General features: G+C 58.4%; 13 protein-coding genes and 1 tRNA gene. 10 read left to right on the top strand and 4 right to left on the bottom strand.

Annotated features, from left to right (window positions below; genetic code table 11):
- The first annotated feature begins 222 nt into the window (after nt 1-222).
- On the top strand, nt 223-822 hold the full coding sequence (gene wrbA, locus V6S97_RS04000; RefSeq protein WP_334426116.1) for an NAD(P)H:quinone oxidoreductase type IV: 600 nt from the start codon (nt 223-225) through the stop codon (nt 820-822).
- A gap of 512 nt (nt 823-1,334) precedes the next feature.
- On the opposite strand, the gene V6S97_RS03995 is transcribed toward wrbA, so the two are convergent.
- Nucleotides 1,335-1,580, bottom strand: coding sequence for a DUF982 domain-containing protein (locus V6S97_RS03995; protein ID WP_003509748.1), 246 nt, complete (start codon nt 1,578-1,580; stop codon nt 1,335-1,337).
- A gap of 94 nt (nt 1,581-1,674) precedes the next feature.
- Nucleotides 1,675-1,977, bottom strand: coding sequence for a hypothetical protein (locus tag V6S97_RS03990; protein ID WP_003509745.1), 303 nt, complete (start codon nt 1,975-1,977; stop codon nt 1,675-1,677).
- 707 nt (nt 1,978-2,684) lie between these two features.
- Between V6S97_RS03990 and V6S97_RS03985 the strand changes: the two genes are divergently transcribed.
- From V6S97_RS03985 to exoR, 8 genes are all read left to right on the top strand, one after another.
- Nucleotides 2,685-2,837: a DUF3309 family protein gene (locus V6S97_RS03985; protein WP_003495626.1), complete on the top strand. Its 153-nt coding sequence runs from the start codon at nt 2,685-2,687 to the stop codon at nt 2,835-2,837.
- Between the two features lie 240 nt (nt 2,838-3,077).
- Nucleotides 3,078-3,151 (top strand) — tRNA-Cys (locus V6S97_RS03980).
- Nucleotides 3,152-3,194: 43 nt separating this feature from the next.
- On the top strand, nt 3,195-3,440 hold the full coding sequence (locus tag V6S97_RS03975; protein WP_161974084.1) for a hypothetical protein: 246 nt from the start codon (nt 3,195-3,197) through the stop codon (nt 3,438-3,440).
- Between the two features lie 183 nt (nt 3,441-3,623).
- A complete protein-coding gene (locus V6S97_RS03970; protein ID WP_020810546.1) occupies nt 3,624-4,295 on the top strand; it encodes a protein-L-isoaspartate O-methyltransferase family protein in 672 nt (223 codons plus the stop codon).
- A gap of 391 nt (nt 4,296-4,686) precedes the next feature.
- The gene (gene popZ / locus V6S97_RS03965; RefSeq protein WP_111794217.1) at nt 4,687-5,673 is read left to right on the top strand and encodes a cell division protein PopZ; all 987 of its coding nucleotides are present in this window, start codon (nt 4,687-4,689) and stop codon (nt 5,671-5,673) included.
- 219 nt (nt 5,674-5,892) lie between these two features.
- Nucleotides 5,893-8,736, top strand: a complete 2,844-nt coding sequence (locus V6S97_RS03960) for a valine--tRNA ligase (RefSeq protein ID WP_003509740.1) — start codon at nt 5,893-5,895, stop codon at nt 8,734-8,736.
- A 459-nt stretch (nt 8,737-9,195) separates the two neighbouring features.
- Nucleotides 9,196-10,485 (top strand): outer membrane protein transport protein, encoded by a 1,290-nt coding sequence (locus tag V6S97_RS03955; RefSeq protein WP_003509739.1) that lies wholly within the window; start codon nt 9,196-9,198, stop codon nt 10,483-10,485.
- Nucleotides 10,486-11,047: 562 nt separating this feature from the next.
- Nucleotides 11,048-11,842, top strand: coding sequence for an exopolysaccharide production regulator ExoR (gene exoR / locus V6S97_RS03950; protein WP_003509731.1), 795 nt, complete (start codon nt 11,048-11,050; stop codon nt 11,840-11,842).
- Nucleotides 11,843-11,887: 45 nt separating this feature from the next.
- Here the strand turns inward: exoR and xth are convergent, their stop codons facing one another.
- On the bottom strand, nt 11,888-12,685 hold the full coding sequence (gene xth / locus V6S97_RS03945; protein WP_334426114.1) for an exodeoxyribonuclease III: 798 nt from the start codon (nt 12,683-12,685) through the stop codon (nt 11,888-11,890).
- Between the two features lie 308 nt (nt 12,686-12,993).
- Entirely contained in the window at nt 12,994-13,326 is a 333-nt protein-coding gene (gene erpA, locus V6S97_RS03940; protein ID WP_003509729.1) for an iron-sulfur cluster insertion protein ErpA, read from the bottom strand.
- Between the two features lie 214 nt (nt 13,327-13,540).
- Here erpA and V6S97_RS03935 point away from each other — a divergent pair, with 214 nt between their 5' ends.
- On the top strand, nt 13,541-14,758 hold the full coding sequence (locus V6S97_RS03935; RefSeq protein ID WP_003509728.1) for a deoxyguanosinetriphosphate triphosphohydrolase: 1,218 nt from the start codon (nt 13,541-13,543) through the stop codon (nt 14,756-14,758).
- Nucleotides 14,759-14,775: the final 17 nt, after the last annotated feature.

Here is a 14,775-nt window from a genome sequence, read left to right as displayed (position 1 = left end):
AGCGGTTTTAAAGAAACGCAAAACGGGGATTGGTTGACGATGGCATCGAGTGTTCACTCATCGTGAACAGTGCGTATGCCAATCCCCGGCTGGCGAGAGACCGATCCGTCCGCTACGTTTTTGTCATACGGTTTTTACAGGTCAACGCCGATGATCATCGAGTTTTTAAAGAAGCTTGTCGCCGGTACGCCGGAAACAGTTCCAGCAAAGGAAACGAAGAGAATGACGAAGGTTCTGGTACTTTATTACTCCTCTTACGGCCATATCGAGAAAATGGCCTATGCGGTTGCCGAGGGCGTGAAGTCCACCGGCGCGGAAGCCGTGGTCAAGCGCGTTCCCGAACTCGTTCCGGAAGAGGTTGCCAAGTCCTCCCACTTCAAGCTGGACCAGCCGGCTCCGGTGGCGACGGTGGACGAACTGGCGGATTACGATGCGATCATCGTCGGCGCCGGCACGCGTTTCGGCACGGTGGCGTCGCAGATGCGCAATTTCTGGGACCAGACCGGTGGCCTGTGGTTCAGTGGCAAGCTGGTCGGCAAGGTCGGCTCGGCCTTCACCTCGTCCGCCACCCAGCATGGCGGTCAGGAATCCACCATTCTCGGCTTCATCCCCACCTTCCTGCACCACGGCATGGCCGTTGTCGGCCTGCCCTATGCTTTCCAGGGCCAGATGGGCGTTGATGAAATCAAGGGCGGTTCGCCCTATGGCGCCTCCACCATCACCGATGGCGATGGTTCGCGTCAGCCTTCCGAAATCGAGCTGGAAGCCGCTCGTTATCAGGGCGCCCATGTCGCCAAGCTGGCCACCAAGCTTTCTGCCTGACGTGATGATGTGTTGAAACAGAAATGCGGCCCAAAAGGCCGCATTTTTTATGCCGGAACGTCAAGTCGCCGGTTCTGCCGGAGATAGATTTTTGAGGTGGGTCAAATCGGCAGGTTGACCATGAAAAGGCAGCTTGCGACCACGAAGCCGATCATCGAGATTTCGAGAAAACCGTTCAATCCGTCACGCATTCCAACCCTCCTCCTGTTGAGTGAAAAGAGAACGGTCAAAGTTTATCGCGGTTCCATAACGAAAGAATGAAATTCAGGAAATTCTAAAATCCAGCCTCTCCGCCTTTCGACGGAGGGCGTTTTCACGCTTCAGCCTGTGACGACGAAGGCGACCACGAGGTGGCCGAGAAGGCCGATCGCCAGGCAGGAGAGGAGAAAAATGAACAGGGCTTTTTTCATGTTTCCGGAAGCTTCCATCTGTTGCGATCCATCGAACCTGTCTTGTTGAAAACGTAGCGCTGCAGGCGGCATTTATAGTCTGCGGCCCCAGTTATTGCGCCATCAGGCCTTGATATCGAGGCCCGCTTCGATTGCGGCTGCGATGAAGGCCTTGCGCGCGTCCTCGGGCTTTTTCCGGCCTGCATCGACGGCGGCGCAGATCAGCAGCGCCTTGTCCAGCGCATCGCCGTCTTCTATCGGCCAGTCCTCGATCAGCGCCCAGGAGGCGGCCTGCGTGGTTTCGATGCTCGTGTAATCGCCCGGCGTTTCGAACGCGATCAGGACGGGTTTTTGCCAGCGCGTATTCATCGCCTATCCATCGTGGTTGTTGCGCCCGGCTCTAAACGAAGCGGTCAGGATGCGCAATCCCGTTGCGGATGCGTTTCTGCCGGTTGCGGTGCGGTCAGTCGTCGCGCCCGAACAGCCAGTCGCGAATGATGCGCCGGTCGATGAGTTCCAGCGAGCGGTCGGGCGCAATGCGATAGGTTTCCACCGCCCTTGTGCTGCCGTCTATGCGGAATTCGTGGCTGAAGGTGCTGCCGATCGGTGATTTCGTCAGCTTTGTGCGCGGCTGGCCCCTGTAGATGATGCTGCCGGGGATGGGTTCGACATAGGGCGCGGGGCCGACATAGGCGGTCGTGCCGGCGGTGCATCCAGCAAGTGCCAGTGCAAGCGCTATAGTGGCCGATGATGCGAGCGTTTTCATCCTGTCCTCCGAAGTGCGTCTGTGAAAACGAGATGGAGGCGCGGCGGTTCCCGGCGGGCAAGGGGCCGGAGGCGATTTTCCCCGACTATTTGCTTTTCGGATTCTGAATGTCGCGCGCGACCCAGCGAAAGAAAAAGTAGACGAGCAGGCCAAAGATGAAAAGCGGGATGAGGTTCGCAAAACCGGACATATGATTCTCGTTTCTCCCTCCCGGCACGGGGTCTAGCCGGACTGAAACCGGCAAGGCAAGGCAAAGGCGTGACACGGTCGGTAAAATATCCGTGTGCCTGCAAAGGAGAATTTGAGGCCCTTGGGGAGGGGCGGGAGAGATCTGGCGCACTGCCAGTGATGCCAGATCTCTCCGTCTCCCGCCAGTTTCAGGGTACGGGGGACTGGCGCTTAATATGACGGACAACTGCCGATAGACATAGGCCGAGAAATTACCACGAATAAATCGCTGGTTTGGTCGATCCGCGTGAGGGCAGGCCTGTCATTCGCATCCGGAGCTTCCCGCCGCGATATAATTAGCCAGAGAATTACTTCAGGAGACGGGAGCAAGGGCCGCATTCTTGAACTGCCGGTGTAACCCGTTGAAACGGAACAGGATGCCTGCCTGCAATTATGCTGCCGGACCTGCAGGAAAGGGAACTTTTTGCGCGTTTCATCATTCAATCAGGCAGACACATGCCAACAGTGGAGGGTTACACATGCTCGGCACCATCCTCGTCATCCTGCTCATTCTTTTCCTGATCGGCGCGCTGCCCAGCTGGGGTTACCATAATTACGGCTACGGCCCCTCAGGTGGTCTCGGACTGGTTCTGGTCATCGTCTTGATCCTGGTCCTGCTTGGACGGATCTGACCGATCGGCATATAAGATGCAGCATTGCCCGCGACGGCGCAAACGCGCCGGATGCGGGCTTTGTTTTCTTCCGAGATATGAAGCAGATACAAAAAGCTTCGGAATCTTAAGCGCTTAGGTGACCCACCTTTGCTGCGTGCCGGTCCTATCCGAAAAAACACTACATTCGGAACGAACCCTCTTGCGCCCATAATGGATTCGTTCTAAATGCCCGCCATCGCTTGATTGATGAGCGTGTGAGGCCTCGTGGCGGAGTGGTGACGCAGAGGACTGCAAATCCTTGTACCCCGGTTCAATTCCGGGCGAGGCCTCCAAATTTCTCCACCATCGGCATTACATCAGATCTGCGACCCGTAGATGACGCGCATGCGCGCTGTTTTTTTGGCCAGAATGCAGGAGGAGAGCGTGGATCAGGATCGGCAGGACAAGGCAGGCAACGGCAGGAAGCGCAGGCTCTGGCCATGGCTGCTCCTCGGTGTCGTGACTGTCTTGGCGATCTATGCCTATGTGACGACGATCCAGATGATCGAGGACCTGACGCAGCTTTGGAGCGATCTCGTTCAGCTTTTCTGGTGGATCATGCCGGATATTCCTGCTTCCTGACGATGCGATTCACGCCAATCGCGGGAAATTTACATCACCCTCCGGTGCTTTTTAGGACCCCAGCCAATGAGCGCGCTTGAAAGCGCAGCCTCTGGCAATTATGAGATTGTTTTAACGGTCGGCTGCATCTTCCGACTTGGGCTGGTTTTTGGCCCCTATCCGTGAAATTGAGGCGATAAGGACATGATGGATTTCGAAACCGCACGCGCCAATATGGTCGACAGCCAGTTGCGCACGACCGACGTGACGTCGCATTCCGTGCTGAAGGCGTTTTTGAGCGTGCCGCGCGAGGCTTTCGTGCCGGCGGGCGTGCGGCAGATTGCCTATGTGGACGAGGACCTGCAGATCTGTCCCGCCCGCGACGGCCGCCCGGCCCGTTATGTCATGAAGACTTCGCCGCTGGCGAAGCTGCTGCAGCTTTCGGCCGTATCGAAGGAAGACGTCGTCCTGGAAGTCGGCGGTGGTGCAGGTTATGCGGCTGCCATTCTTTCCCAGCTTGCCGGTTCGGTGGTTTCGCTCGAAAGCGATGAGGCGCTGGCCGCACAGGCGACCGAGACGCTGGCTTCGCTCGGATATGACAATGTCGCCGTCGTGACCGGCGATCTCGAAAAGGGCTATGCGGGCGAAGCGCCCTATGACCTCATTTTCATCAATGGCTCGGTGGAAGAAGTGCCGGCGGCGTTGATCGATCAGCTCCGCGACGGCGGACGTCTGGTTGTCGTTGTCGGATATGGCGGAGCCGCGAAGGCCACCGTCTATCGCCGCGATGGTAACGGCACATCGGCCGCTACCTTCTTCAATGCGTCGGTCAAGCCGGTGCCGGGTTTTGCCAAGGCGGCTGAATTCGTTTTCTGATCGGCAAACGATCATCGTCTTTTTGACGCCGGGGTGGACTTTCCGCCCCGGCGTTTTTGCGTTTGGTTTGCCGGAAGAGCGCTTCCTCCCGGCCGCTCTCACAAAGCTGTGCATCATCACGAAACTTGTCGAATCAGTGATTTAGTTCCTCGCTATGCTGACCTAAACTAAGGGTGATTCGGGGTGTGCGTATTTCTGCCCCGCATGATCCTGTGACAGGGACGGCAAAATTGCTCAAGCGCTTTGGCCGACCATGTTTCAGAGCATCGGTGTGACGATCGATTTTGGTTGTCGGAAACGCGATGTGCGAATTGAACAGGTCAAGGAGCGCTTCATCCGATGTCCGTGGGATGCGGTAAGGGCGCTCGAAGAGTGGAAACCGGGGATTGATATGGCTCAGCCAAGCGTAGCGCGTGAACCGTCCATGGAAGAGATTCTGGCGTCTATCCGCCGGATCATCGAAAGCAACGAGACCGGACCCACCGGCGCGTTTTCCGGGCAGTTGCCGCCGGTCTATGACGATGAAGACGAGGCTGCAAGCGAAGCGGCCTTCGTGGCGGAGCCCATCAGCCCGCCGGCACGCGTTCCCCCCGCCGCAAACCAGGCTTTTGGCGCACGGCCTGCGCAGGATTTTTCGCCGATTTCTGAAGGGCCCATGGCTGAACGGCAGGAAAGCTCTGCCGAGAAGACCATGTCGCTTGCCGATGTCGCCGCCCGTGTGCGTGCTGCCGCCGACCGTAACGCCGCCATGGGACCGCAGGCTTTCGCCGCGCAGGCGCAGCGTGGCGCGGCCGAGACCGGGTTGCCGGCCGCAGCCGCCCCGAATGTATCGCAGCCTTCGTCCGTATCGTCTTCCGACCGCGCCGCGCCGCAGCGTCCGACGGATGTTCGGCCGCTGATGGCAGCCGTGGTGGCCGCAGGTGTGAACGAGCAGCCGGCATCTTTTGCCGCTGAGGATCGCGCCGCCGCTGCCGCCGTCGAAAGCGCGCCTTCGGCCGAAAGCCGTTTCGATCAGCTTACTCTGCGCGGTGCTATTGAAACGCCGCTGACAGCGGAGCGTTTCGACATCGCGGTGCTGAACCCTGTCGTTGAGACGCCGACATTCGATCTGGCCGAGGTGGAGGCAAAAGACGAGGCGGATGTTGAGGGCGGCCTGTCGCTCAATCTGCTTTCCGCCGCTGCCGGTGCGCAGATCGCCCGTTCCTTCAGCGAACTGGCGGAGGTTTTTGACGGTGTCGAGCGGCGCTCGATCGAGGATATGGCCGCCGAGATGCTACGCCCGATGCTGCAGGACTGGCTGGAAGACAATCTGCCGACGCTGGTGGAGCGTCTCGTGCGCGAGGAAATCGAGCGCGTGGCGCGCGGTTCGCGCCGCTAAGTCCCGCTCTTGTCGCATCTGCAATTGCTGATGATGCGATGAAACAGCGGCCGCTCCGGCAACGGGGCGGCTTTTTTGTTGAAGATGAAGGTGTTATGGGGTCATAGTCACCCGTGGGTCCGCTCAATGGTTGGCTCGCGGGCGGGTTTCTGTTGACTCTCTCCCGTCCATCCTTATTTAAAAAAATCCACACAAGAACTCTAAAATTCAGGTCAGGAAATGCTCGAAAAGACCTACGATTCCGCATCCGTCGAACCGAAGATCGCCAAAGCCTGGGACGAGGCTAATGCTTTTCGTGCCGGCGCCAACGCCAAGCCGGGCGCGGAAACCTTCACCATCGTCATCCCGCCGCCGAATGTGACCGGCTCCCTGCATATGGGCCACGCGCTCAACAACACGCTGCAGGATATTCTGGTCCGCTTCGAGCGTATGCGCGGCAAGGACGTGCTGTGGCAACCGGGCATGGACCATGCCGGCATCGCCACGCAGATGGTCGTCGAGCGCAAGCTGATGGAAGGCCAGCTTCCCGGCCGCCGTGAGATGGGCCGCGAGGCTTTCGTGGAGAAGGTCTGGGAATGGAAGGCCGAATCCGGCGGTCTGATCTTCAACCAGCTGAAACGCCTTGGCGCATCCTGCGACTGGTCGCGTGAGCGCTTCACCATGGATGAAGGTCTCTCCGAGGCTGTACTCGAAGTTTTCGTCACACTCTACAAGCAGGGCCTGATCTATAAGGACAAGCGTCTGGTCAACTGGGACCCGAAGCTGCTGACCGCGATTTCCGACATGGAAGTCGAGCAGATCGAGGTCAAGGGTAATCTCTGGCACCTGCGCTACCCGCTCGAAAAGGGCGTTACCTATCAGTATCCGATCGCTTTCGATGAGGAGGGCAAGCCCACCGAGTTCGAGACCCGCGATTATATCGTCGTCGCCACGACGCGTCCGGAAACGATGCTCGGCGATACCGGTATTGCGGTGAACCCTGAGGATGAGCGTTACAAGGGCATTGTCGGCAAGCACGTCATCCTGCCGATCGTCGGCCGCAAGGTCCCGATCGTTGCCGATGACTATGCCGATCCGACCGCCGGCACGGGCGCCGTGAAGATCACGCCCGCGCATGACTTCAACGATTTCGAAGTCGGCAAGCGCTGCGGCCTGCGCGCCATCAATGTCATGAATATCGACGGCACGATCACCATCAAGGAGAACGAGGATTTCCTCGAAGGTCTCAGCCATCCCGCTGCGCTGCACGGCGCATGGGATCGTCTGGAAGGACAGGATCGCTTTACCGCGCGCAAGATCATCGTTGAAATCTTCGAAGAGGCCGGGCTGCTCGACAAGATCGAGCCGCACAAGCATGTGGTGCCGCATGGCGACCGCGGCGGCGTGCCGATCGAGCCGCGCCTGACCGACCAGTGGTGGGTGGACAACAAGACGCTGGCGCAGCCGGCGATTGCCTCGGTTCGCGAAGGCCGCACCAATTTTGTGCCGAAGAACTGGGAAAACACTTACTTCCAGTGGATGGAGAATATCCAGCCGTGGTGCATCTCGCGGCAATTGTGGTGGGGACACCAGATTCCCGCATGGTATGGCCCGGACGGGCAGGTCTTTGTTGAGAAGACCGAAGAAGAGGCCCTGCAGGCCGCCATCCAGCACTATATCGCCCATGAAGGTCCGTGGAAGGCCTGGGTCGAGGAGAAGCTTGAGAACTTCGCGCCGGGCGAAATCCTGACGCGCGACGAAGACGTGCTCGACACCTGGTTCTCGTCGGCGCTCTGGCCGTTCTCGACGCTCGGCTGGCCCGAACAGACGCCGGAACTGGCGCGTTATTACCCGACCAACGTGCTGGTTACCGGCTTCGACATCATCCCCTTCTGGGTGGTGCGAATGATGCAGATGGGCCTGCATTTCATGAAGGACGACGCCGGCAATCCGGTTGAGCCCTTCAGCACGGTCTATATCCACGCGCTGGTTCGCGACAAGAACGGCCAGAAGATGTCGAAGTCCAAGGGCAACGTCATCGACCCGCTGGAACTGATCGACGAATATGGCGCGGATGCGCTGCGTTTCACGCTGGCCATCATGGCGGCGCAGGGTCGCGACGTGAAGCTCGATCCGGCACGTATCGCCGGTTACCGCAACTTCGGCACCAAGCTTTGGAACGCCACGCGCTTTGCCGAGATGAATGGCGTCAAGCGCGATCCGCACTTCCTGGCTGAAACCGCATCGTTGACCATCAACCGCTGGATCCTGACCGAGCTTGCCAATACGGCGCGCGACGTGACGGCGGCGCTTGAGAATTTCCGCTTCAACGATGCGTCAGGCATTCTCTATCGCTTCGTCTGGAACCAGTTCTGTGACTGGTATCTGGAACTGCTGAAGCCTGTCTTCAGTGGCGAAGACGAAAAGGCGAAGCGGGAATCCCAGGCCTGTGCGGCCTATGTTCTGGAAGAAATCTACAAGCTCCTGCATCCCTTCATGCCCTTCATGACCGAAGAGCTGTGGGCGCACACGGCGGGCGAGGGCGAGGAGCGGGATGATCTGCTGTGCCTCACCGACTGGCCGACGCCGGAGTTTCGCGATGATGCCGCAGCTGCGGAAATCAACTGGCTGATCGATCTCGTTTCCGGCATCCGCTCCGCGCGTGCCGAAATGAACGTGCCGCCGGGCGCCACCGCGTCGCTTGTGGTCGTCGGCGCCAATACCTCCACCGAAGCACGGCTCGACCGCCACGCCGCCGCCATCCGGCGTCTGGCGCGGGCGGATGAAATCCGTGCCGCCGAGGTTGCGCCGAAGGGTTCCGCGCAGATCATCGTCGGCGAGGCTACTGTCTGCCTGCCGCTCGGCAACCTCGTTGATCTCGCGGCTGAGCAGACCCGTCTCGAAAAGGCGATCGGCAAGGTGGATGCGGAAATGGAACGCATCGACAAAAAGCTGTCGAACGAAAAATTCGTGGCCAATGCCGATCCGGAAGTGGTTGCTGCCGAGCGCGAGCGCAAGGCCGAGCTGGAAGTGCAGCTTGCAAGCCTGAGAACGGCGCTCACACGGGTCAGCGAAGCGGGGTAATACCGCTTACGGCTTTGGAGAAACAAAAACGCCCCGTTTGAAACGGGGCGTTTTTTTGCTTTGGCGTAACAAGTCGTCTCGATTGATTGCTGCACTGCAATGGCGAATCATGTGCGCTCGAATGAGCGATTATTTCACGCCATTTTCAGCAAGAAACTGTCCGAACAGTTAAAAAAGCCAACAAAAACGGCCTGATAAGCGCGTTTCCTCGGGAAACCCGTGAGTGTGGTTATTTGGAGACAATTCCTGTCTCAAGTGGGAATTTGTTTCATTTTATGTCGGATTGCTTCAATTGGATTAGAAAAATAACCTAAAATGACTATGCAAGGGGATCGACATCAAATTCTTACGTAAAAAATGGAGAAGTGTCGCAGAACTGTGCCAGTGTGCGGCAGATTGTCATTTGCTGCGAAGCGCTTCACTCTTTTGATGATCACATTGCCTTGATTGGGGAGAGAGATGGCAAAAACTGCAATTTTTCGCGGCGCGGTATGTTTCGCAGTCAGCATCGCGGCGGTAACGCCTTCACTGGCGGGTGGCCTTGAGCGCGGTGGTTACAATATCGACCTGCTGTTCGATCCGTCCGATTATGTTCTCGACAGTTCCGCGACCTTTGTCGCGCCGCAGCGCAAGGTGGAGAATGCGCGTGACAATCCGCTGAAGAGCGGTCCTTTGCCTGCGGCCTGGTCAAGAAGCGCAGATGACTCTGAAAACTTCTGGTCGACCCGCGTCGGCGCCAAGGCGGCAATCGGCGATTTCGGCGACTGCATGTTCGACTATTCGCAGCCATGGGGCGCGCATCTCAATCCCGGCATCTGGCAGGGATCGAGCTACAATATCGAAACCAAGGTCAAGTCGCACAATTACGCCACCACCTGCCGGGTGAAGTTCGATCTTGGCAAGGGTGACTTCTCGATCATCGGCGGCGGCTTCTATCAGGAATTGAGCGGTTATAAATACCGTCAGGTTCTCGGCCCGGCCGTTCTGGGCCTCAATCCGGCCTGGTCCAGCTTCAGCGGCGTCGGCAAACTTGAGATGGAAGGTGACGGCTGGGGCTGGCGCGCCGGCATGGCCTATGAGATTCCCGAGATCGCGTTCCGTGCGAGCCTCGTTTACAACAGCGCCGTCGATCACGACCTGACCGGTTTCGCCGACGTCAGGGCGATCCCGCAGACGCCGCCGTCCATATCTCCCACGCTTGCAAAATACGGCGGCAAGCTCGTGCCGATCTATGGCTCTGTTTCCATGCCAGACAGTATCGAGCTCAAGGTGCAATCCGGTATTGCGCCGGACTGGCTTGCTTTCGGTTCGGTCAAGTGGACGGACTGGAGCCAGATTCAGGTCATTCCTTTCTGCGCGGTCGGCACGTCTCCCTGCGTTCCGAGTGGCGCAGACACGCTGAATACGCTCGACCTGTTTTATCGCGACGGCTGGACGATTTCCGGCGGCGTTGGTCACAAGTTCAACGAACAGTGGAGCGGTGCTGTAAGCCTGACCTGGGATCGCGGTACATCGACCGTCATCGGCACCCAGACCGATACCTGGACGCTGGGTACGCAGATCGTCTACTCCCCGAACAAGAACATCGAGTTCAAGATTGCCGGTGCTCTCGGCCTTCTCACCTCGGGTAGCTCGTCCATCAATGGCGGACCGTGCGGCGCAGGCTTCACCTGCGGCAACGAGGCGGGCTACGACTTCGGTAACGACCTCGTCGCAGCAATCTCGACCGGCGTGAAGGTCAAGTTCTGACACCATCCTTCCGCAGATGCTAAAATAAAGGTCCGGTTTACCAACCGGGCCTTTTTTCATGCGCGACTATGATTCCTGCTCGATAAAATTTTCTAGCCCGAAAGTTTTGTGACGATTTGGCAACACTTTTCTGCAAGCGTGTGGTCGCGTTGGAATGTGAGCATATCTGTCCATTTCCCGCCACAAACAGGGTGCTTGGCTTATGTTTAGGGACGCGGGAATGAAAGAACATGCAGGCTTTTGATGTGGTGGTGCGCAAGGCCAGAAAGTGAAAACGGGTTTGGATTCAGGGTTTAAGCAAGTAATACGGGAATTGGGTCCGGCTTTCTTGTTTGGCGCTGACCGGTGGACGGTGAAATGCCGTTATATTGCCGGAAATTATGCCTATATCTGTCTCACTGGAAAATGAGGGCAATTGCCGCAGATGACCACCGGTGGTGCGCTGGAAAGTGCTGCCGGAAAGACGCAGTGTGTTCGAAAAATCGCGACCCGGCGGGTTCGGCTTTGCAGTATTCCGCAAGTATTGGCTATATGCCGGGAAGAGTGAGAGAAGTTCGCTGAAATGCTGAAATGTGAAGCCAACGTTTTAAAGCCGCTCCTCATGGGCATGTTGCTTGCGTCGCTCGCAATGCCTGCTGCGGCTTTTGACATCAATGCGGGCGTGACCAAGGAATCCGGCCCCTTCGACCTGTTCAAGTTCGGCTTCAAAGCCTACAAGAACGGTAACAAGGGTGAAGCCGTCGAGGCCTATCGCTACGCGGCTGAAAAGGGCCATACCGGCTCGCGCTGGGCGCTGGCCAATATGTACGCCTATGGCGACGGCGTCGCCAAGAACGACTTCGAAGCTTTCAAGATCTACAGCGAAATTGCCAATCAGGGCGTCGAGCCGGGTTCGGAAGATACCGGCTTCTTCGTTAATGCGCTGCTTTCTCTCGCCGATTATTACCGTCACGGCATTCCCGGCAGCCCTGTCAAAATGGACCTTTCGCAGGCCCGCCAGCTTTATTTCCAGGTGGCCTCCACCTTTGGTGTTGCTGAAGCGCAGTTCCGTCTGGCGGAGATGATTCTCGCCGGCGAGGGCGGCCGCGCTGATGTGCAGCAGGCCAAGAAGTGGCTCAACCAGGCCCGCAAGCACGGCCATGCCGGCGCCATGTCGATCTTCGGCAACCTGATCTTCCAGGAAGGCCAGACGACGCAGGGGCTGGCCTTCATGACGGCCGCGCTCGACAAATGCACGGCGGCGGACTGCACCTGGATACAGAACCTGCAGGAGCAGGCTTTTTCGCTCGCCGGCGAGAATGATCGCCGCGCGGCAATCGCCATGGCGCAGAACATGCAGTTCAACGATCCGGATTGAGAATGGCGATCAGGGCGGCTTCTTCCGCCTGAAGAGGGCCGGTCGTCAGCCGGCAGGACTGAACGCAAAATAACCGCAGACCGGCACATGGTCGGACGGTTTTTCCCAAGCCCGCACATGTTTTTCGATGTTGACGGATTGCAGCCTGTCGGCAGCTTCGGCCGATAACATCAGATGATCGATGCGGATGCCGTTGTTTTTCGGCCATGCGCCGGCCTGATAATCCCAGAAGGAATAAAGTCCTGCTTCATCCGTCGTAGCCCGCGCGGCATCGGTGAAGCCCAGATTCTCCAGCTTGCGGAAGGCTGCGCGGGTCTTTGGCAGGAACAATGCGTCGCCTTCCCACACGCGTGGGTCGTGGCAATCGAAGGGCTCGGGAATGACGTTGTAGTCGCCGGCCAGAATGAGCGGTTCCTCGAGCGCGAGGCGATCTTCGGCAAAACGCCGCAGCCGCTCCATCCAGGCAAGCTTGTAGGGATATTTGACCGGATCGTCAGGCGGATTGCCGTTCGGCAGATAGAGCGAGCAGACGCGGATCGCGCCGCGTTCGACGGAAAACACGCCTTCGATGAAACGCGCCTGTTCATCGGTATCGTCGCCCGGCAGGCCGCGATTGACCTCGTCGGGCTTTACCTTCGAGAGCAGCGCGACGCCATTGAAGCCCTTCTGGCCGTGAGTCTCGACGTGATAGCCGAGCGCTTCCAGCTCAAGCCGGGGAAAACCCTCATCGACCGATTTGATTTCCTGAAGGCAGACGATGTCAGGCGATGAATCCTTCAGCCACTGGCAGAGGTTTTCGATACGCGCCTTGACGCCATTGATGTTCCAGGTGGCAATCTTCATCGGAGTTTCCCTTTTGTGAGGGTACTTTTACCCGATGCAAAATCGATTGCCACCGTTTTTGGAAAATGGCCGTGCGGATGTGGTGGAAAGACGCCGGGCGGGCGGGATCGCTGCGTTTTTTCCTCCCTCATTGCTGTGCTTGTCACAGGAATCCAGCCAGCCCAAGTCCTTGGGCTGAAAGGAGTCCCCGCCGCGCAGACGCGCGTCGACTGGATTCCTGTGACAGGCACAGGAATGAGGGGAGGAGAGAGGCGAGTTACTTCAAAGCTTGGTGGCTGGCATGCGGATTGCGCGCCGGTATTTCCAACTCAAATCGAGAAGCTTGTGCCACAGCCGCAGCTTGCCACGGCATTGGGGTTCTTGATCTGGAAGGATTGGCCGAGCAGATTATCCACAAAGTCGATTTCGGAGCCGGCCATATAGACAACCGAGAGGCTGTCGATCAGCACCTTGGCGTCGCCGCGCGCAATCACGATGTCGTCATCGGCTTTGTCTTCGGCCAGATCGAACTTGTAGGAGAAGCCCGAGCAGCCGCCGCCTTCCACCGAAACGCGCAGCGCCTGTTTGCCGGCGTCGGCCGCGACGATCTGGGCGATTCGCTTCGCCGCTGCTTCCGAAAGGGTAATGTCGCTGTTTTCCATGTCGTTTCTCCTGCCGGGGTCAAAAACCGGAGAGCAATAATCTCGTTGTCACCATTATAAACCGGTCAAATTACCGGTCTATAGCCTGTGTGAAGGCGGTCAGCGCGGCGATGATGCTTTGCGCTGACCTCTGCGATAGGTATGAAGGGTGAATGAAAAGGTCAATGGCCGAGACCAAAGGAAGTGCCGGCCAGAGAAGACAACAGGTGGATGCATGATCATAGACCAGCGCGCATTGGGTTTCGGAAGCGGCGAGAGGGCGGTTTTCGCCTCTGATCCATGGACCACGCGCGGACGTCTTTTTCCGGAAGAGGGAAGCCTGACGCGTTCCGAATTCCAGCGCGACCGTGACCGCATCGTCCACACGACAGCTTTTCGCCGCCTGAAGCACAAGACGCAGGTCTTCATCAGCCCTGACGGCGACCATTATCGCACGCGTCTCACCCACACCATCGAAGTCGCGCAGATTGCGCGAGCGCTTGCCCGCGCGCTGAAGCTGGACGAGGATCTGGCTGAGGGCGTGGCGCTGGTGCATGATTTCGGCCACACGCCTTTCGGTCATACCGGCGAAGACGCGCTGGATGCCGTGCTGTTGCCCTATGGTGGTTTCGACCACAATGCGCAATCGCTGCGCATCGTCACCAAGCTGGAGCGCCGCTACGCCGAATATGACGGTATCAACCTCACATGGGAAACGCTCGAGGGTCTCGTCAAGCACAACGGCCCGCTGGTCAATGCCAAGGGCGAGGGGATCAAGGGACCGGTTCCGCTGCCCATCCTCGAATATTGCGAGCTGCAGGATCTGGAAATCGGCAGCTATGCCAGCCTCGAGGCGCAGGTCGCGGCGATTGCCGATGATATCGCCTATAATACCCACGACATCGATGACGGCCTGCGCGCCGGTTATCTCACCTTCGAGATGCTGGAGGAGGTGCCTTTCCTCAGTGGACTGATGGCGCAGGTGCGGGCGAAATATCCCGTGCTCGACAAGGAGCGTTTCGCGAATGAGATCATGCGCCGGCAGATCACCCACATGGTCGAGGATGTGATCGGTGTGGCGCAGCAGAATCTTGCCCGCCTGAAACCGCGAAGCGCCGCCGATATCCGCGCTGCCGATTTCACCGTCGCGACCTTCTCGCCTGAAATGGCCGAAACCGACCGGCAGATCAAGAAGCTGCTGTTTGGCCATATCTACCGGCATCCGGAAATCATGCGCATCCGCGCCGGTGCGACACAGATCGTTACCGATCTTTTCCACCGTTATATGGAAACGCCGGCGGAAATGCAGAGCCACTACTGGGTGGACAGCATTTCCGGCATGAGCGTGGCCGCAAAAGCCCGGCATGTGGGCGACTATCTGGCCGGCATGACCGACAGTTATGCACTGCGCGCCCACCAGCGTCTGTTTGACCACACCCCCGATTTGCGATAGGGCAGCGGGCAATCGCG

The sequence above is a fragment of the Agrobacterium sp. CCNWLW155 genome (assembly GCF_036888815.1).
Lineage (GTDB): Bacteria > Pseudomonadota > Alphaproteobacteria > Rhizobiales > Rhizobiaceae > Agrobacterium > Agrobacterium radiobacter.
Note: the sequence above shows the minus strand (reverse complement) of the source record. Positions and strands in the feature narration are given on the sequence as shown.